We start from the raw sequence: 18,348 nt of genomic DNA on the forward strand, positions 1-18,348 counted from the left end.
TTACCCCCCCCCCCAAAAAAAAAGTCAAGGTAGGAACGGCAAGGTCCGATTATTTTGGTTGTCCATGCTTGTACATACAAGTAAAGGTGTGTTTGTATATTGACCACGACATACCCGCCCGCGGACGACCGCAGAGGACCTTTCCCGTGACCGACAACAACAAATACCGTGACGTTGAAATCCGTGCCCCACGTGGCAACAAGCTGACCGCCAAAAGCTGGCTGACCGAAGCGCCACTGCGCATGCTGATGAACAACCTCGATCCACAGGTCGCGGAAAACCCGAAAGAGCTGGTGGTATACGGCGGTATCGGCCGCGCCGCGCGCAACTGGGCGTGCTACGACAAGATCGTCGAAACCCTGACCCGCCTGGAAGACGACGAAACCCTGCTGGTGCAGTCGGGCAAGCCGGTCGGTGTGTTCAAGACCCACAGCAACGCACCGCGCGTGCTGATCGCCAACTCCAACCTGGTGCCACACTGGGCCAATTGGGAACACTTCAACGAACTGGACGCCAAGGGCCTGGCCATGTACGGCCAGATGACCGCCGGCAGCTGGATCTACATCGGCAGCCAGGGCATCGTCCAGGGCACCTATGAAACCTTCGTCGAAGCCGGTCGCCAGCACTACGGCGGCAGCCTGAAGGGCAAGTGGGTACTCACCGCTGGCCTGGGCGGCATGGGCGGCGCCCAGCCACTGGCCGCGACCCTGGCCGGGGCTTGCTCGCTGAACATCGAATGCCAGCAGAGCCGTATCGACTTCCGACTGGAAACCCGCTACGTCGACGAGCAGGCCACTGACCTCGACGACGCCCTGGCACGCATCGCCAAGTACACCGCCGAAGGCAAGGCCATCTCCATCGCCCTGCACGGCAACGCCGCCGAAATCCTCCCAGAGCTGGTCAAACGTGGCGTGCGCCCGGACATGGTCACCGACCAGACCAGCGCCCACGACCCACTGAACGGCTACCTGCCTGCCGGCTGGACCTGGGAACAGTACCGCGACCGTGCGCAGACCGAACCGGCTGCAGTGGTCAAGGCTGCCAAGCAGTCTATGGCCGTGCACGTGCAGGCCATGCTGGACTTCCAGAAGCAGGGCATCCCGACCTTCGACTACGGCAACAACATCCGCCAGATGGCCAAGGAGGAGGGCGTGGCCAATGCCTTCGACTTCCCAGGCTTCGTCCCGGCCTACATCCGCCCACTGTTCTGCCGCGGGGTCGGCCCGTTCCGCTGGGCGGCGCTGTCCGGTGAAGCCGAGGACATCTACAAGACCGACGCCAAGGTCAAGGAACTGATCCCCGACGACGCCCACCTGCACCGCTGGCTGGACATGGCCCGCGAGCGCATCAGCTTCCAAGGCCTGCCGGCACGTATCTGCTGGGTAGGGCTGGGCCTTCGCGCCAAGCTGGGCCTGGCTTTCAACGAAATGGTCCGCAGCGGCGAGCTGTCGGCACCGGTGGTGATCGGCCGTGACCACCTCGACTCCGGCTCGGTATCCAGCCCGAACCGCGAAACCGAGGCCATGCGTGATAGTTCGGACGCTGTTTCCGACTGGCCGCTGCTCAACGCCCTGCTGAACACCGCAGGCGGCGCCACCTGGGTATCGCTGCACCATGGCGGTGGCGTGGGCATGGGCTTCTCGCAGCACTCGGGCATGGTCATCGTCTGCGACGGTACCGATGAGGCCGCCGAGCGCATCGCCCGGGTACTGACCAACGACCCAGGGACTGGCGTCATGCGTCACGCCGATGCCGGTTATGAAATCGCCATCGACTGCGCCAAGGAGCAGGGCCTGGACCTGCCGATGATCACCGGCTGATCACCACGCTTTGGATCGCACCCTGCAAGGGGTGATACTGAACAACAAGAAGGAGCGCGCAGGCACCCACAAGCGGGCCTGCGGCTCCACGCGATTTGGAGTAGTAACGTGACCGAACTCACCCTCAAGCCTGGCACCCTGACCCTGGCCCAGCTGCGCGCGATCCATGCCGCGCCCGTGCGCCTGCAACTGGATGCCAGCGCCGCGCCGGCCATCGACGCCAGCGTCGCCTGTGTCGAGCAGATCATTGCCGAAGACCGTACTGCCTACGGCATCAACACCGGTTTCGGCCTGCTGGCCTCGACCCGCATCGCCAGCCATGATCTGGAGAACCTGCAGCGCTCGCTGGTGCTGTCCCACGCCGCCGGTATCGGCGCGCCGCTGGATGACGACCTGGTGCGGTTGATCATGGTGCTGAAGATCAACAGCCTCAGCCGTGGCTTCTCCGGCATCCGCCGCAAAGTCATCGACGCGCTGATTGCCCTGGTCAACGCCGAAGTCTACCCGCACATCCCGCTGAAAGGCTCGGTCGGCGCATCCGGTGACCTTGCCCCGCTAGCGCATATGTCGCTGGTGCTGCTGGGCGAAGGCAAGGCCCGCTACAAGGGCCAGTGGCTGCCGGCCACCGAAGCCTTGGCGATTGCCGGCCTCGAACCGCTGACCCTGGCCGCCAAAGAGGGCCTGGCCCTGCTCAATGGTACCCAGGCCTCCACCGCCTATGCCTTGCGTGGCCTGTTCCAGGGCGAAGACCTGTATGCCGCTGCCATCGCCTGCGGTGGCCTGAGCGTCGAAGCTGCGCTGGGCTCGCGTTCGCCGTTCGATGCGCGTATCCACGAAGTGCGTGGCCAGCGCGGCCAGATCGACACCGCCGCCTGCTTCCGCGACCTGCTGGGCGACTCCAGCGAAGTGTCGCTGTCGCACAAGAACTGCGACAAGGTCCAGGACCCGTACTCGCTGCGCTGCCAGCCGCAGGTCATGGGTGCCTGCCTGACCCAGCTGCGCCAGGCCGCCGAGGTGCTGGGCATCGAAGCCAACGCCGTGTCGGACAACCCGCTGGTGTTCGCTGCAGAAGGTGATGTGATCTCCGGCGGCAACTTCCACGCCGAACCGGTGGCCATGGCCGCCGACAACCTGGCCCTGGCCATCGCTGAAATCGGCTCGCTCAGCGAGCGCCGCATCTCGCTGATGATGGACAAGCACATGTCCCAGCTGCCGCCGTTCCTGGTGGAAAACGGTGGGGTCAACTCCGGCTTCATGATCGCCCAGGTCACCGCTGCCGCCCTGGCCAGCGAAAACAAAGCCCTGTCGCACCCGCACAGCGTCGACAGCCTGCCAACTTCGGCCAACCAGGAAGACCACGTGTCGATGGCCCCGGCCGCCGGCAAGCGCCTGTGGGAAATGGCCGAAAACACCCGTGGCGTGCTGGCCATCGAATGGCTGGGCGCGTGCCAGGGCCTGGACCTGCGCAAAGGCCTGAAGACTTCGGCCAAACTGGAGCAGGCGCGCCAAGCGCTGCGCAGCGAGGTGCCGCACTACGACCGTGACCGTTTCTTCGCGCCGGATATCGAAAAAGCCGTGGACCTGTTGGCCAAGGGTAGTCTGACCGGTTTGCTGCCGGCGGGTGTGCTGCCAAGCCTGTAATGCTCCTTGGGGCCGCTTGGCGGCCCTTCGCGGTCAAGCCCGTTCCTACACAGCCTGCGATAGGCAAACGCTATCCATGTAGGGCGGGCTTGCCCGCGAAGGGGCTGCGCAGCAGCCGCTCAATCTCACGACCACAAAAACAATTCAAGGACGTGACATGCAACAAGCTCAAGGTCTCAAGCGCGGGCTAAGTGCCCGCCACATCCGTTTCATGGCTCTCGGCTCCGCCATCGGCACCGGCCTGTTCTACGGCTCTGCCTCGGCCATCCAGATGGCAGGCCCGGCCGTGCTGCTGGCCTACCTGATCGGTGGCGCTGCAGTGTTCATGGTCATGCGCGCCCTTGGCGAAATGGCCGTGCACAACCCGGTGGCCGGCTCCTTCGGCCACTACGCCACCACCTACCTCGGCCCAATGGCCGGCTTCATCCTCGGCTGGACCTACGCTTTCGAGATGGTCATCGTCGCCATCGCCGACGTCACCGCGTTCGGTATCTACATGGGTTTCTGGTTCCCGGAGGTAGCCCGCTGGATCTGGGTGCTGGGCATCGTTTTCCTGATCGGCGGCCTCAACCTGTGCAACGTCAAGGTATTCGGCGAAATGGAATTCTGGCTGTCGCTGCTCAAGGTCGGCGCCATCGTGGCGATGATCCTGGCCGGCCTCGGCATCATGGCCTTCGGTTTCAGCCAGGTGGATACCGGGCATGCCGTAGGCATGAGCAACCTGTTCGACCACGGCGGCTTCATGCCTAACGGCGTGGGGGGCTTGATTGCGTCGTTTGCCGTGGTGATGTTCGCCTTCGGCGGTATCGAGATCATCGGCGTCACCGCCGGCGAGGCAAAAGACCCGCAGCGCGTCATTCCCAAAGCGATCAACGCGGTGCCACTGCGTATCCTGCTGTTCTACGTGCTCACCCTGTTCGTGCTGATGTGCCTGTACCCATGGCCGCAGATCGGCAGCCAGGGCAGCCCGTTCGTGCAGATCTTCAGCAACCTGGGCATTGGCTCTGCCGCTGCCGTGCTGAACGTCGTGGTGATTTCCGCTGCCATCTCCGCCATCAACAGCGACATCTTTGGCGCTGGCCGCATGATGTATGGCCTGGCCCAGCAAGGCCACGCCCCGCGCGGTTTCAGCAAGTTGTCAAAACATGGCGTACCGTGGATGACCGTCGTGGTGATGGGGGCTGCGCTGCTGATCGGCGTATTGCTCAACTACCTGATCCCGGAAAATGTGTTCCTGCTGATTGCCTCGATCGCCACCTTCGCCACGGTGTGGGTGTGGCTGATGATCCTGCTCACCCAGGTAGCCATGCGCCGCAGCATGAGCCGCGATGAAGTGGCCCAGCTCAAGTTTCCGGTACCGTTCTGGCCATACGGCCCGGCCATGGCCATTGCGTTCATGGTGTTCATCTTTGGCGTGCTCGGCTACTTCCCGGACACCCAGGCGGCATTGATCGTCGGCGTGATCTGGGTGGTGTTCCTGGTGGCGTCCTACCTGCTGTGGTGCAAGCCGCGCGCAGGGCAGGGCCAGCCGGTAGCGGAGCCGGCCGAGCTGCACCGCTAGCAAAGGAGATTGTGCATGAGAACCCTCTGGCAGCATTGCCATGTTGCAACCATGGCCGATGGCCGTTACTCGGCCATCGAGGACGCGGCGATCGTCACCAGCGCCGGGTTGATCGAGTGGATAGGCCCACGCGCCGAGCTGGCGCCGGTCGAAGCTGACCGCACGGTTGACCTGGGGGGGGGCTGGGTCACACCCGGGCTGATCGACTGCCACACCCATGCGGTGTTCGGTGGCAACCGCAGCGGCGAGTTCGAGCAGCGCCTGCAGGGCGTGAGCTATGCCGAAATCGCCGCGCAGGGCGGTGGTATCGCGAGTACCGTGCGGGCTACCCGGGCAGCCAGCGAAGACGAACTGTTCGCCAGTGCTCGCCAGCGCGTTCAGGCACTGATGCGCGATGGAGTGACCACCCTCGAGATCAAGTCCGGCTACGGCCTGGACCTGGCCAACGAGCGCAAGATGCTGCGAGTGGCCCGGCGCCTGGCTGACGAGTTGCCGTTGACGGTGCGTGCCACGTGCCTGGCGGCGCACGCTTTGCCCCCGGAGTACGCAGGTCGGGCCGATGACTACATCGCGCACATCTGCGATGAAATGTTGCCGGCCCTGGCCGCCGAAGGCCTGGTAGATGCGGTGGATGCCTTCTGCGAACACCTCGCGTTCTCGCCGGCCCAGGTCGAGCGACTGTTCATCAAGGCACGCGAACTGGGCCTGCCGGTCAAGCTGCATGCCGAACAGCTGTCATCATTGCACGGCTCAAGCCTGGCCGCGCGTTACCAGGCACTGTCGGCTGACCACCTGGAGTTCATGACAGAGGAAGACGCCGTGGCCATGGCAAACGCCGGCACGGTCGCCGTGCTGCTACCGGGTGCGTTCTACTTCCTGCGTGAAACCCAGCTGCCGCCAATGGATGCATTGCGCCGCCACGGGGTAAGGATTGCCCTGGCCAGCGACCTCAACCCCGGCACTTCGCCAGGGTTGTCGCTGCGGTTGATGCTGAACATGGGCTGCACCTGCTTCCGCATGACGCCGGAAGAGGCCCTGGCAGGCGTTACGGTGCACGCCGCCACGGCGCTGGGCCTGGGTGACAGCCACGGCTCGCTGCAAGTGGGCAAGGTGGCCGACTTCGTTGCCTGGCAAATCGAACGCCCCGCCGACCTGGCCTACTGGCTGGGTGGCGACCTGCCCAAGCGCGTAGTGCGCATGGGCCACGAAATCTCCAATTGAGCGAGGCACGATGGACAAGGTATTGAGTTTTCACCAAGGTCGCCTGCCGCTGCTGATCAGCATGCCGCACGCTGGCTTGCGTCTGACCGACGCCGTGCGCGACGGCCTGGTCGACCAGGCGCAATGCTTGCCGGACACCGACTGGCACATCCCGCAGTTGTACGACTTTGCCCGTGACTTGGGTGCCAGCGTGGTGGCCGCAGAGTACTCACGCTTCGTCATCGACCTGAACCGCCCGGACGACGACAAGCCGCTGTACGTCGGCGCCACCACGGGCTTGTACCCGGCGACCTTGTTCGGTGGCGAACCCCTCTTCAAAGACGGGCTGGCGCCGTCTGGCGAAGAGCGCAGACGCTATCTGGAGCAGATCTGGCGCCCTTATCACGCGACCATTCGTCGTGAACTGGACCGCTTGCGTGAGCAGTTTGGCTATGCGCTGCTGTGGGATGCCCATTCGATCCGTTCGCTGATACCGCACCTGTTCGACGGCAAGTTACCGGACTTCAACCTGGGTACTTTCAACGGCGCCAGTTGCGATCCGGCACTGGCTGAGCGGCTGCAGGGTGTGTGCGCCAAGGTGCAGGGTTACAGCCACGTGCTGAATGGTCGGTTCAAAGGCGGTCACATCACCCGGCATTATGGCGACCCGGCCAACCATATCCATGCTGTGCAACTTGAGCTGGCGCAAAGCACCTATATGGAGGAAGTCGAGCCATTTGCCTACCGGGAAGACTTGGCGCAACCGACGCAAGCGGTATTGAGGCAGCTACTGCAAGCGCTGCTGGCCTGGGGCGACGAGCGTTACAAGCGTTGAGTGGAGGCGGCGACGCTATCGGCGTCGCCAGGCACCGTGGGAGGCAGTTGCCGGAAATCTGCGCAAGGGTCAATTCGCGCCGTTCGAACGCGTCAGCAAGGACGGTGCTGAAAGCGCAATTCAGGTTTATGATGGCCCACGGCCGAATAATCCTCACACGGAGTGCGCAATGCAGACCCTCTACCCGCAGATCAAACCCTACGCCAGGCACGATCTGGCCGTGGAAGCGCCGCATGTGCTTTATGTCGACGAAAGCGGCTCGCCGGAAGGTCTGCCCGTGGTGTTCATCCACGGAGGCCCCGGTGCTGGCTGCGACGCCCAGAGCCGCTGCTACTTTGATCCCAACCTGTACCGCATCATCACCTTCGACCAGCGCGGCTGTGGCCGCTCCACGCCCCATGCGAGCCTGGAGAACAACACCACCTGGCACCTGGTCGAAGACCTGGAGCGCATTCGCGAACACCTTGGCATAGACAAGTGGGTGCTGTTTGGTGGCTCTTGGGGCTCGACCCTGGCCCTGGCCTACGCTCAGGCTCACCCAGAACGCGTGCACGGCCTGATCCTGCGCGGCATCTTCCTGTGCCGGCCGCAGGAAATCGAGTGGTTCTACCAGGAAGGCGCCAGCCGCCTGTTCCCCGACTACTGGCAGGACTACATCGCACCGATTCCACCGGAGGAACGCGGCGACCTGGTCAGGGCCTTCCACAAACGCCTGACCGGTAACGACCAGATCGCCCAGATGCACGCCGCCAAGGCGTGGTCCACCTGGGAAGGCCGTACCGCCACCCTGCGCCCCAACCCGCTGGTGGTCGACCGCTTTTCCGAACCGCAGCGGGCGCTGTCGATCGCCCGCATCGAATGCCACTACTTCATGAACAACGCCTTCCTCGAACCGGACCAGCTGATCCGCGATCTGCCCAAAATCGCCCACCTGCCGGCGGTGATCGTGCATGGTCGCTACGATGTGATCTGCCCCTTGGACAACGCCTGGGCGTTGCACCAGGCCTGGCCGAACAGTGAGTTGAAAGTGATCCGTGACGCCGGTCACGCGGCTTCCGAGCCTGGCATCACCGATGCCTTGGTGCGTGCCGCCGACCAGATGGCCCGGCGCCTGCTCGACCTGCCTCTGGAAGAAGCATGAGGGGCCTGCTGCAGCGCGTGCGCGGTGCGCGGGTTGAAGTGGCGGGGGAGGTGGTCGGCGCCATCGACCAAGGGTTGCTGGTGCTGGTCGCGGTCGAGCCTGAAGATTCCCGTGAACAGGCCGATAAGCTGTTGCACAAGCTGCTGAATTACCGGGTGTTCAGTGACGAGCAGGGCAAGATGAACCTGTCGCTCAAGGATGTCGGGGGTGGCCTGCTACTGGTGTCACAGTTCACCTTGGCGGCCGACACCCGCAATGGCATGCGTCCAAGCTTCTCGACCGCAGCGCCACCGGCCCTCGGCGCCGAGTTGTTCGACTATCTTTTGCAACAGGCAAAAGCTCAGTACGCCGACGTGGCCAGCGGCCGTTTTGGTGCGGATATGCAGGTGCACCTGGTCAATGATGGCCCCGTAACATTTATGTTACAAATATGAGGTCAAAAAACCCTTTGTTCACAGGAAAACAAGGGGTTTTGTACGATAAATAGTTGCTCCAGCCTGATGCGTTGTCACGCAACCTGCTGGATAATCGCGCGCTGCATGGACCTGCGTTCGTAGGTCCGTTTCACTCTGACTCGAGCATTGTCTGGATCCGTTTGGGGAATCATTACGCCCTCTCGGGGTCCGAACAGTGCTCGCCAACCCGGCATTTGTCGCTGGCCGTTGGTTTCATGATCTGTTTTCGGCGAGGGTTGCTCGTGATTGTTAGTCCCCAAAAAGCATCAAGAATCCCCGGCGTCCGGCTACGCAAGGCGCTGATGGCCAGTGTGGCTCTGGTCGGCCTGATGAGCGCGGGCCAGCTGTGGGCATTCAATCTTGACGATGTTGCAGCCAAGGCAAAGGATCTGGCCGGCCAGAAGTACGACGCACCAAAAAGCAACCTGCCGGCCGTGTTCCGCGACATGAAGTTTGCGGACTACCAGAAAATCCATTTCCTGCAGGAAAAGGCCGAGTGGGCCAAGGACAAGACCCCGTTCAAACTGTCGTTCTATCACCAAGGCATGCACTTCGACACCCCGGTGAAAATCAACGAGGTCACCGCCACCAAGATCAAGGAAATAAAGTACGACCCGAGCCGTTTCGAGTTCGGTGACGTGCCACACGATCCGGAAACCACCAAGAACCTCGGTTACGCCGGTTTCCGCGTGCTGTACCCGATCAACAAGGCCGACAAGCAGGACGAGATCATGACCCTGCTTGGCGCCAGCTATTTCCGTGTAGTCGGCAAGGGCCATGTGTACGGCCTGTCGGCCCGTGGCCTGGCCATCGACACCGCACTGCCATCGGGCGAAGAGTTCCCGCGCTTCACCGAGTTCTGGGTTGAAAAGCCCAAGCCGGCCGACAAGCACCTGGTGATCTACGCCCTGCTGGATTCGCCGCGCTCCACCGGCGCCTACAAGCTGACCCTGCGTCCGGGCAACGACACCGTGGTCGACGTGCAGTCCCGCGTGTTCCTGCGTGACCACGTCAGCCGCCTGGGCATTGCGCCGCTGACCAGCATGTACCTGTTCGGCCCCAACCAGCCGTCCAAGGTGCTCAACTACCGTCCGGCCCTGCATGACTCCGAAGGCCTGTCGATTCACGCGGGCAATGGCGAGTGGCTGTGGCGCCCGCTGAACAACCCGAAACACCTGGCTGTGAGTAACTTCAGCGTCGAGAACCCGCGTGGTTTCGGTCTGATGCAGCGTCAGCGCGCCTTCAGCGACTACGAAGACCTCGACGACAACTACCAGAAGCGCCCAAGCGCCTGGATCGAGCCGAAGGGTGATTGGGGCAAAGGCACCGTCGACCTGGTCGAAATCCCGACTGCCGACGAGACCAACGACAACATCGTGGCCTTCTGGAGCCCTGAAAAGCTGCCTGAGCCAGGCAAGCCGTTCGAGTACGCCTACCGCCTGCACTGGACCATCGACGAGCCGAAGTTCCAGGCCCCCGAGCTGGGCTGGGTCAAGCAGACCCTGCGTTCCACTGGCGACGTCAAGCAGTCCAACCTGATCCGCCAACCAGACGGCAGCGTGGCCTTCCTGGTCGACTTCGCCGGCCCGGCGCTTGCCGCCCTGCCGGAGGATACCGCCGTGCGTAGCCAGGTCAGCGTGGGCGACAACGCCGAGGTGGTCGAGAACAACCTGCGCTATAACCCTGAGACCAAGGGCTGGCGCCTGACCCTGCGTTTGAAGGTCAAGGAAGCCAACAAACCGACCGAAATGCGTGCCGCGCTGGTGCGTGATGTGCCGGTCGAAGCCGCCAAGCCTGCCAAGGATGCCAGGCAGGACAAGGCAGCAGCCAAGCAAGCCAAGGCCGAGAAAGCCGCCAAGGCCGAACAACCTGCCGCCGATGCGGCACCCACCAACGGGACCCCGGCCACCACCGAGAAGGTGCTGACCGAGACCTGGAGCTATCAGTTGCCTGCCGATGAGTAACTCAAGCGCAAGGCCGGAATCGCTTGGCGAGTACCTGGCCCACCTACCCCTGAGCGATGAGCAGCGGGCTGAACTTGCCAGCTGCACCTCGTTCAGTGAGCTACACCAACGCTTGGCGGCCAACCCGGCCGCCAGCTCTGCCGAGGCCGTGCAGGCCTCGGTGGGCCCGCGCCTGACCGTGGGCAGCGCCGCCGAGCTGGAAGATGCCGAAATGCTCGGCGTCGACGGCAGCGGTCGCCTGTGCCTGAAGATCGCTCCGCCGATCAAGCGCACCAAGGTCGTGCCCGAGCCATGGCGCACCAATGTGCTGATCCGCATGTGGCGACGCATGACCGGCCGCCCCAACGCCCCGCAGCCGCCCAAGCGCGAGCTGCCGCCGGCTCGCTGGCGCACGGTTGGCTCTATCCGCCGTTACATTCTGCTGGCGCTGATGATCGGCCAGACCATCGTCGCTGGCTGGTACATGAAAGGCATCCTGCCGTACCAGGGCTGGTCGTTCGTGGACTTCGACGAAATCGTCAACCAGCCGCTGTGGGACACGGTGGTGCAGGTGTGGCCGTACGCCCTGCAAACTTCCATCCTGATCCTTTTCGGCATCCTGTTCTGCTGGGTGTCGGCGGGCTTCTGGACCGCGCTGATGGGCTTCCTCGAGCTGCTCACCGGGCGCGACAAATACAAGATTTCCGGTAGCAGCGCAGGCAACGAGCCGATCGCGCCCGAGGCGCGTACCGCGCTGGTGATGCCGATCTGCAACGAAGACGTGCCGCGGGTGTTCGCCGGCCTGCGCGCAACGTTCGAGTCGGTGGCCGCCAGCGGCAACCTCGACCGGTTCGACTTCTTTGTGCTCAGCGACACCAACGACACCGACATTGCCGTGGCCGAGCAACAGGCCTGGCTGGATGTGTGCCGCGAAACCAAAGGCTTTGGCCGCATCTTCTACCGCCGCCGTCGGCGCCGTGTGAAGCGCAAGAGCGGCAACCTCGACGACTTCTGCCGTCGCTGGGGTGGCGAGTACAAGTACATGGTTGTGCTCGACGCCGACAGCGTCATGAGCGGCGAGTGCCTGAGCAGCCTGGTACGCCTGATGGAGGCCAACCCGGACGCCGGCATCATCCAGACCGGGCCGAAAGCCTCGGGCATGGACACCTTGTATGCACGCATGCAGCAGTTCGCTACCCGCGTGTACGGCCCACTGTTCACTGCCGGTCTGCACTTCTGGCAGTTGGGTGAGTCGCACTACTGGGGCCACAACGCGATCATCCGCATGAAGCCGTTCATCGAGCACTGCGCCCTGGCACCGTTGCCAGGCAAAGGCGCGTTCGCCGGTGCCATCCTTTCCCACGACTTCGTCGAGGCCGCGCTGATGCGCCGTGCCGGCTGGGGTGTATGGATTGCCTACGACTTGCCGGGCAGCTATGAGGAACTGCCGCCAAACCTGCTCGACGAGCTCAAGCGCGACCGCCGCTGGTGCCACGGCAACCTGATGAACTTCCGCCTGTTCCTGGTCAAGGGCATGCACCCGGTTCACCGTGCGGTGTTCCTCACCGGGGTGATGTCTTACCTGTCGGCGCCGCTGTGGTTCCTGTTCCTGGTGCTGTCGACCGCGCTGCTGGCGACCAACACGCTGATGGAGCCGCAGTATTTCATCGAGCCGTACCAGCTTTACCCGCTGTGGCCGCAGTGGCACCCGGAGAAGGCTGTGGCGCTGTTCTCCACCACCATTGTGCTGCTGTTCCTGCCCAAGCTGCTCAGCGTCATCCTGATCTGGGCCAAGGGCGCCGTCGAGTTCGGTGGGCGAGTCAAGGTTACCTTGTCGATGCTGATGGAGATGCTGTTCTCCATGTTGCTGGCACCGGTACGCATGATCTTCCACACCCGCTTCGTGCTGGCCGCATTCCTCGGCTGGGCTGCGACCTGGAACTCGCCGCAGCGTGACGACGACTCCACGCCGTGGGGCGAAGCGGTGCGCCGGCATGGCCCGCAGACGCTGCTGGGCATTGCCTGGGCCGCACTGGTGGCGTGGTTGAACCCGAGCTTCCTGTGGTGGCTGGCGCCTATCGTCGGTTCGCTGGTGCTGTCGATCCCGGTATCGGTGATTTCCAGCCGCACCCGCCTGGGCCTGGCGGCCAAGGACGAGAAGCTGTTCCTCATCCCAGAGGAATACGCCACCCCACAAGAGCTGCTGGCTACCGACCAGTACACCCACGAAAACCGCTGGCATGCCCTGCATGATGGCTTCGTGCGGGCCGTGGTCGACCCGCGGCAGAATGCCCTGGCCTGTGCCATGGCCACTGCCCGTCATGGCCAGGCGGCACCGATCGAAGCGTTGCGTGCCGAGCGCGTTGCCAAGGCGATTGAAGTCGGGCCAAAAGGCCTGGACCTCAATACTCGCCTGGCCCTGCTCAGCGACCCGGTGGCACTGAGCCGCCTGCACGAGCAGGTGTGGGCCGAGCACAATGCGGCCTGGATCGATGTGTGGCGTGCGTCGATCAACAATGACCCGCATTCGCCGCTGTTGCCGTTGCACCCGGAAAACGCAGGCCAACCGGCACTCGTCGGCGCCTGATCGGGCCTGTTCGCGGCGGTTCGGCGCCCCGATGAACCCGCTCCTACGGGGGCCTGATCGGGCCTCTTCGCGGGTGAACCCGCTCCTGCCAGGGATACACATTCCCTTGTAGGAGCGGGTTCACCCGCGAAGCTTTTTGGCCTGGCCCCCTCATTTTGGCCAACAAAGTCCCCCCGCAGCTCTAGGTCCACGGGCCGCCATGCGTTAGCATCCCTCTCCGATACGACGCTTCGGCCAGTACGGCCGTGCCAACACAATAAGATTCGCTACTTTTCTTGCTAGGGGACTTGGTGATGATCAAGAAATACCTTTCGCGACTGCTGGTCGGTGTGACCGCCCTGGTCGCCGTGACCGCGGCACAGGCGGGCGCCATCGATGACGCGGTCAAGCGCGGCACCCTGCGGGTGGGCATGGACCCGACTTACATGCCGTTCCAGATGACCAACAAGCGTGGCGAGATCATCGGCTTCGAAGTCGATATCCTCAAGGCCATGGCCAAGTCCATGGGCGTGAAGTTCGAGGCCGTGTCCACCGCCTATGACGGCATCATCCCGGCCCTGCTGACCGACAAGTTCGACATGATCGGCAGCGGCATGACCCTGACCCAGGAGCGCAACCTGCGTCTGAACTTCAGCGAACCCTTCATCGTGGTTGGCCAGACCCTGCTGATCCGCAAGGAGCTGGCTGGCGAGATCAAGTCGTACAAGGACCTGAACAACGAGAAGTACCGCCTGACCTCCAAGCTTGGCACCACCGGCGAAATGGTGTCCAAAAAGCTGATCAGCAAAGCCAAGTACCACGGTTACGACAACGAGCAGGAAGCCGTCATGGACGTGGTCAACGGCAAGGCCGACGCCTTTGTCTATGACGCGCCGTACAACGTGGTGGCGGTGGATAAGGCCGGCGCCGGCAAGCTGCTGTTCCTCGACGAGCCCTTCACCTACGAGCCGCTGGCCTTCGGCCTGAAGAAAGGCGACTACGACAGCATCAACTTCATCAACAACTTCCTGCACCAGATCAAGCACGACGGGACCTACGATCGTATTCACGACAAGTGGTTCAAGAACAAGGACTGGCTGAAGGAAATGGAATAAGGCTCAGGCCACAAGCCCGGCTTTATGACCCCGACGCGCAGGCAAACCCTGCGCGTTCGCATTTACGGAAGTACCCCACGTGATCAAACACAAGAAAGCCCAGTGGCCTTGGCATGGGTTGACCGCCCTGGTCCTGGTAGGCCTGGCGCTCAGCCTTTACATGGCCACCTCGATGATTTCCTACGAGTGGCGCTGGAACCGCGTACCGCAGTACTTCGCCTACAAGGCCGAGGAAACACAACGCGCTGCCGGCTACGGCACTGTGCAGGAAATCGTCATCTCCGGTGACAACGCCCGCGTCACGCTGAAGGACGAAAATGGTGCCGAGCAAGTGCTCGATGTGGCCAAGGACAGCCTGCAACTGAGCCGCGGCGACGATGTTGCCGAAGGCGACCAGATTGGGGTAACCCGCCATTGGGCCGCTGGCCCGCTGGCATGGGGCCTGTGGACCACCTTGTGGATCTCGGTGGTGTCCGGGGCGCTGGGCCTGGTGATCGGCCTGTTCGCCGGATTGTGCCGGTTGTCGAACAACCCGACCCTGCGCGACCTGTCGACCGTGTATGTCGAGCTGGTGCGCGGCACGCCGCTGCTGGTGCAGATCTTCATCTTCTACTTCTTCATCGGCACCGTGCTCAACCTGTCCCGCGAGTTTGCCGGGGTAGCGGCCCTGGCATTGTTCACCGGTGCTTACGTGGCCGAAATCGTCCGTGCTGGCGTGCAGTCGATTGCCAAGGGCCAGAACGAGGCTGCTCGGTCGCTGGGCCTGAACGCAGGCCAGTCGATGCGCCATGTGATCTTGCCGCAGGCGTTCAAGCGCGTGCTTCCGCCCCTGGCTGGCCAGTTCATCAGCCTGGTCAAGGACACCTCGCTGGTGTCGGTGATCGCCATCACCGAGCTGACCAAGAGTGGCCGTGAGGCTATCACCACCTCGTTCTCTACCTTCGAGATCTGGTTCTGCGTGGCAGGCCTGTACCTGCTGATCAACCTGCCGCTGTCGCACATTGCCAGCCGGCTCGAGCGGAGGCTTGCGCAAAGTGATTGAAGTCCGTGACCTGCTGAAAGTCTTCGACACCCGTGGCCAGGTGGTAAGGGCTGTGGATAACGTCACCACTCAGGTCGCCAAGGGCGAAGTGGTGGTCGTGCTCGGCCCGTCGGGGTCGGGCAAATCGACGTTCCTGCGCTGCCTCAACGGCCTGGAGCATTTCGACCAAGGCCATGTGGCCATCGATGGCCTGCAACTGGCCGACCCCAAGACCGACATCAATGCCTACCGCCGCGAAGTCGGCATGGTGTTCCAGCACTTTAACCTGTTCCCGCACATGACCGTGCTGGAAAACCTGTGCCTGGCGCAGAAGGTGGTGCGCAAGCGCAACAAGGCCGAGCGTGAAGCCAAGGCCCGGGCGTTGCTGGAGAAGGTGGGTATTTCGCAGAAGGCCAACGAGTACCCGTCGCGCTTGTCTGGCGGCCAGCAACAGCGGGTGGCGATTGCCCGGGCCCTGGCGATGGACCCGAAAGTGATGCTGTTCGACGAGCCGACCTCGGCGCTTGACCCGGAAATGGTCGGTGAGGTGCTGGACGTGATGAAGACCCTGGCCCAGGAAGGCATGACCATGGTTTGCGTCACCCACGAAATGGGCTTTGCCCGCGAAGTGGCCGACCGCGTGCTGTTCTTCGACCACGGCAAACTGCTGGAAGATTCGGCCCCGGCCGCGTTCTTTGCTGCGCCGAAAGACCCACGTGCGCAGGCATTCCTGCGCCAGGTGCTGTAACCGCGCCGGCTTCTTCGCGGGCAAGCCCGCTCCTGCATGTCCACCACTGCCTTGAAGGGGGTGATGTACCTGTGGGAGCGGGCTTGCACGCGAAGAGGGCGACTCGATGTCAGATGCTGAACCGCCCCACCATCCCCCGCAATTGCTGCCCCAGCTGCTCCAGCTCTCCACTTGAGGCTGCCGTCTGCTCACTGGCCGCACTGGTCTGATCTGAAACATCCCGCACATTGATCACACTTCGGTTGATTTGCTCGGCTACCACGCTCTGCTCTTCGCTGGCCGTGGCAATCTGCTGGTTCATGCCCTGGATGCTCGACACCGTGTCGGTGATCTGGCTCAGTGCGTGCCCGGCCCTGCGACTCAGCTCCACGCTCTGTTCGGTCAGGCTCTTGCTGCTGTCCAGCAAGCGGGTCACTTCGTCGGTACCGTTGTGCAGACTGTCTATCAGTTGGCCGATCTCTTCGGTCGCCGTCGACGTGCGCTGTGCCAGACCACGCACCTCATCGGCCACTACGGCAAAGCCGCGGCCGGCTTCACCGGCCCGCGCCGCTTCGATCGCTGCGTTCAGCGCCAGCAGGTTGGTCTGTTCGGACACCGACTTGATCACATCGAGAATGCTGCCAATCCTTTGGCTCTCGCCTGCCAGGTGCTGCATGGCCGCCAGGCAATGGTCCATCTGCCCGGCCAGTTGTTCGATACGGCCGATGGCTTCGGCTACTACCTGGTCACCCACCTGAGCCTGCTGGTCTGCATTGGTGGCGGCCAGCGAGGCTTGCTCGGCGTTCTGTGCCACTTCCTGCACAGTGGCGCTCATCTGGTTCATGGCAGTGGCCACCTGGTCGGTTTCCTCGCGCTGCTGATTGATGCGCAGCTTGGTGTCTTCGCTACTGGCCGCCAACTGCGTGGCGGCCTGTGACAGCTGGCCGACACCCTGATCAATGCCACCGATCAGCTCGCGCAGGCTCAAGGTCATCTCGCGCATGCTGGTTTGCAGCTGGCCCATCTCGTCGCGACGTTGCACGGTGTCGACCTGGCTCAGATCCCCCTTGGCGATGCGCGCGGCCACAGCCAGCGTCTGGCGCAACGGCTGGGTGATCTGCAAAGTGATCAGCCAAGCCGCCAGAGCCCCTACCACCATTGCCAGTAGCGCCACACTGGTCAGCAGCGACCGGGCGGCCAGGGCCTCACTGTCGCGTTGTTCGACCTTGCGTTTACCCAGTTCGAGGCTCACTGTTCGTAGCTCATTGCCCATGTTTTCCATGTTGTTCTGCAACTGCTCGACACGTACGGCGGCGCGGCGGTACTGATCCAGGCTGGTGCGGTACTTGCTCAGCTCGACACCGGGTTGCTCACTGATGGCGCGTGGCAAGCCCAGCGGCGCAAGGCCTTCAAGCAGTTGCGCAAGGCTATTGTCGGCGGCATCCAGGGCGTTCTCACCGACTTTGGCAAAATCCTCGACCGGGACGAAGGTGTAGGCTGGAACCAGGCTTTGCTGGTTGGCACCCTCGACATGCCGGCTGAGGGTATCCATCAGGCCCAGCACACCACTTTGCTGACTGTCGTCAGGCATTTTCAGCAAGGCCTGGGTCTGCAGTTGGTCAATCGCCTCGCTGAGTGCATGCTCCTGCGCCTGAAGGGCTTCGCGCAGGGCTACACGGCTGGCGACGCTGCGCTGCAGTTCGCTGAAGGTGTCGCGCAGGCTCTGCAACAATGCCATTTTTTCTGTCAGCAACTGCCGTGACTCATCGACGTTGCTGCGTTGCTGCAGGGTGGTCAGCATGCTGTTGAGCTGGTCGAGGATGTTGCTGATGCGTGCTCTGCTGGCATCGTCGTTGAGCACACGGTAGGTGATGCGTTCCGCGCGCAGGTCTTTTGTCAGGTCGTTGATCAGGCCTATTTCGCTGAGTTGCTGTGAGCGCACGATGGCACCATCCAAGGCACGCCAGCCGCTGATGGTGGTGGCCAGGGTGAGGAGCAGGACCACGGCGAAGCCGAGGGCCAGCTTGGCGGCGACACTGATGTTGCCGAGCTTGCGGTTGAGGGAGCCAAGCATGGGGAATCTCCGAGCGAGTGAGAGAAAGGATGCAGGCGCATGGCTGGCATCACATCTCTGCCCATCGGCAGCGGAGCTGTAGGACTTGACCTGATAATCAGGTAGGAAAGTTCGTCGCGAACAGTAGGATAAATTTCGTTCTGTGCCGGCCTCTTCGCGGGTAAACCCGCTCCTACGACGGCCTGTGCATGTGTGTAGGAGCGGGTTTACCCCCGAATACGGTGGTGGCGGCAACGGTGAGCGGCGGGG

13 protein-coding genes are annotated in these 18,348 nt (G+C 63.1%); 12 read left to right on the forward strand and 1 reads right to left on the reverse strand.

Annotation, left to right across the window (positions count from 1 at the left end; translation table 11 throughout):
- Nucleotides 1-146 precede the first annotated feature (146 nt).
- The 12 genes from hutU (at nt 147) to QYE47_RS26235 (ending at nt 16,046) form a co-directional block, all read left to right on the forward strand.
- A complete protein-coding gene (gene hutU / locus QYE47_RS26180) occupies nt 147-1,820 on the forward strand; it encodes a urocanate hydratase (protein ID WP_070384433.1) in 1,674 nt (557 codons plus the stop codon).
- Between the two features lie 108 nt (nt 1,821-1,928).
- Nucleotides 1,929-3,461: a histidine ammonia-lyase gene (hutH, locus tag QYE47_RS26185; RefSeq protein ID WP_003249248.1), complete on the forward strand. Its 1,533-nt coding sequence runs from the start codon at nt 1,929-1,931 to the stop codon at nt 3,459-3,461.
- Nucleotides 3,462-3,618: 157 nt separating this feature from the next.
- A complete protein-coding gene (locus QYE47_RS26190; protein WP_070384432.1) occupies nt 3,619-5,022 on the forward strand; it encodes an amino acid permease in 1,404 nt (467 codons plus the stop codon).
- Between the two features lie 15 nt (nt 5,023-5,037).
- The gene (gene hutI, locus QYE47_RS26195; RefSeq protein WP_014592681.1) at nt 5,038-6,243 is read left to right on the forward strand and encodes an imidazolonepropionase; all 1,206 of its coding nucleotides are present in this window, start codon (nt 5,038-5,040) and stop codon (nt 6,241-6,243) included.
- Nucleotides 6,244-6,253: 10 nt separating this feature from the next.
- Entirely contained in the window at nt 6,254-7,057 is an 804-nt protein-coding gene (gene hutG, locus QYE47_RS26200; protein WP_070384431.1) for an N-formylglutamate deformylase, read from the forward strand.
- A 169-nt stretch (nt 7,058-7,226) separates the two neighbouring features.
- Nucleotides 7,227-8,198 (forward strand): prolyl aminopeptidase, encoded by a 972-nt coding sequence (gene pip, locus QYE47_RS26205; RefSeq protein ID WP_003249260.1) that lies wholly within the window; start codon nt 7,227-7,229, stop codon nt 8,196-8,198.
- Nucleotides 8,195-8,632: a D-aminoacyl-tRNA deacylase gene (dtd, locus tag QYE47_RS26210; protein ID WP_003249262.1), complete on the forward strand. Its 438-nt coding sequence runs from the start codon at nt 8,195-8,197 to the stop codon at nt 8,630-8,632. Before pip ends, dtd begins: the two co-directional genes overlap by 4 nt.
- Before the next feature lie 263 nt (nt 8,633-8,895).
- Nucleotides 8,896-10,617: a glucan biosynthesis protein G gene (locus QYE47_RS26215; protein WP_202944986.1), complete on the forward strand. Its 1,722-nt coding sequence runs from the start codon at nt 8,896-8,898 to the stop codon at nt 10,615-10,617.
- Complete coding sequence (gene mdoH / locus QYE47_RS26220; RefSeq protein WP_019438720.1) at nt 10,610-13,183, forward strand: glucans biosynthesis glucosyltransferase MdoH; 2,574 nt, start codon at nt 10,610-10,612, stop codon at nt 13,181-13,183. The genes QYE47_RS26215 and mdoH overlap by 8 nt, the downstream gene beginning before the upstream one ends.
- A 296-nt stretch (nt 13,184-13,479) precedes the next feature.
- Complete coding sequence (locus QYE47_RS26225) at nt 13,480-14,277, forward strand: transporter substrate-binding domain-containing protein (protein ID WP_026031986.1); 798 nt, start codon at nt 13,480-13,482, stop codon at nt 14,275-14,277.
- A gap of 79 nt (nt 14,278-14,356) precedes the next feature.
- Nucleotides 14,357-15,319, forward strand: a complete 963-nt coding sequence (locus QYE47_RS26230) for an amino acid ABC transporter permease (RefSeq protein WP_014592677.1) — start codon at nt 14,357-14,359, stop codon at nt 15,317-15,319.
- The gene (locus QYE47_RS26235) at nt 15,312-16,046 is read left to right on the forward strand and encodes an amino acid ABC transporter ATP-binding protein (protein WP_014592676.1); all 735 of its coding nucleotides are present in this window, start codon (nt 15,312-15,314) and stop codon (nt 16,044-16,046) included. The genes QYE47_RS26230 and QYE47_RS26235 overlap by 8 nt, the downstream gene beginning before the upstream one ends.
- A gap of 109 nt (nt 16,047-16,155) precedes the next feature.
- Here the strand turns inward: QYE47_RS26235 and QYE47_RS26240 are convergent, their stop codons facing one another.
- Nucleotides 16,156-18,099 (reverse strand): methyl-accepting chemotaxis protein, encoded by a 1,944-nt coding sequence (locus tag QYE47_RS26240; RefSeq protein WP_070384430.1) that lies wholly within the window; start codon nt 18,097-18,099, stop codon nt 16,156-16,158.
- Nucleotides 18,100-18,348: the final 249 nt, after the last annotated feature.

The sequence above is a fragment of the Pseudomonas sp. 2,4-D genome (assembly GCF_030418155.1).
Taxonomy (GTDB): Bacteria; Pseudomonadota; Gammaproteobacteria; order Pseudomonadales; family Pseudomonadaceae; genus Aquipseudomonas; species Aquipseudomonas alloputida.

What these genes read in the sequence shown, in the direction of transcription:
- QYE47_RS26190 (WP_070384432.1), top strand. Translation starts at nt 3,619, where the DNA reads ATGCAACAAGCTCAAGGTCTCAAGCGCGGGCTAAGTGCCCGCCACATC.
- hutI (WP_014592681.1), top strand. Translation starts at nt 5,038, where the DNA reads ATGAGAACCCTCTGGCAGCATTGCCATGTTGCAACCATGGCCGATGGC.
- hutG (WP_070384431.1), top strand. Translation starts at nt 6,254, where the DNA reads ATGGACAAGGTATTGAGTTTTCACCAAGGTCGCCTGCCGCTGCTGATC.
- pip (WP_003249260.1), top strand. Translation starts at nt 7,227, where the DNA reads ATGCAGACCCTCTACCCGCAGATCAAACCCTACGCCAGGCACGATCTG.
- dtd (WP_003249262.1), top strand. Translation starts at nt 8,195, where the DNA reads ATGAGGGGCCTGCTGCAGCGCGTGCGCGGTGCGCGGGTTGAAGTGGCG.
- mdoH (WP_019438720.1), top strand. Translation starts at nt 10,610, where the DNA reads ATGAGTAACTCAAGCGCAAGGCCGGAATCGCTTGGCGAGTACCTGGCC.
- QYE47_RS26240 (WP_070384430.1), bottom strand. Translation starts at nt 18,099, where the DNA reads ATGCTTGGCTCCCTCAACCGCAAGCTCGGCAACATCAGTGTCGCCGCC.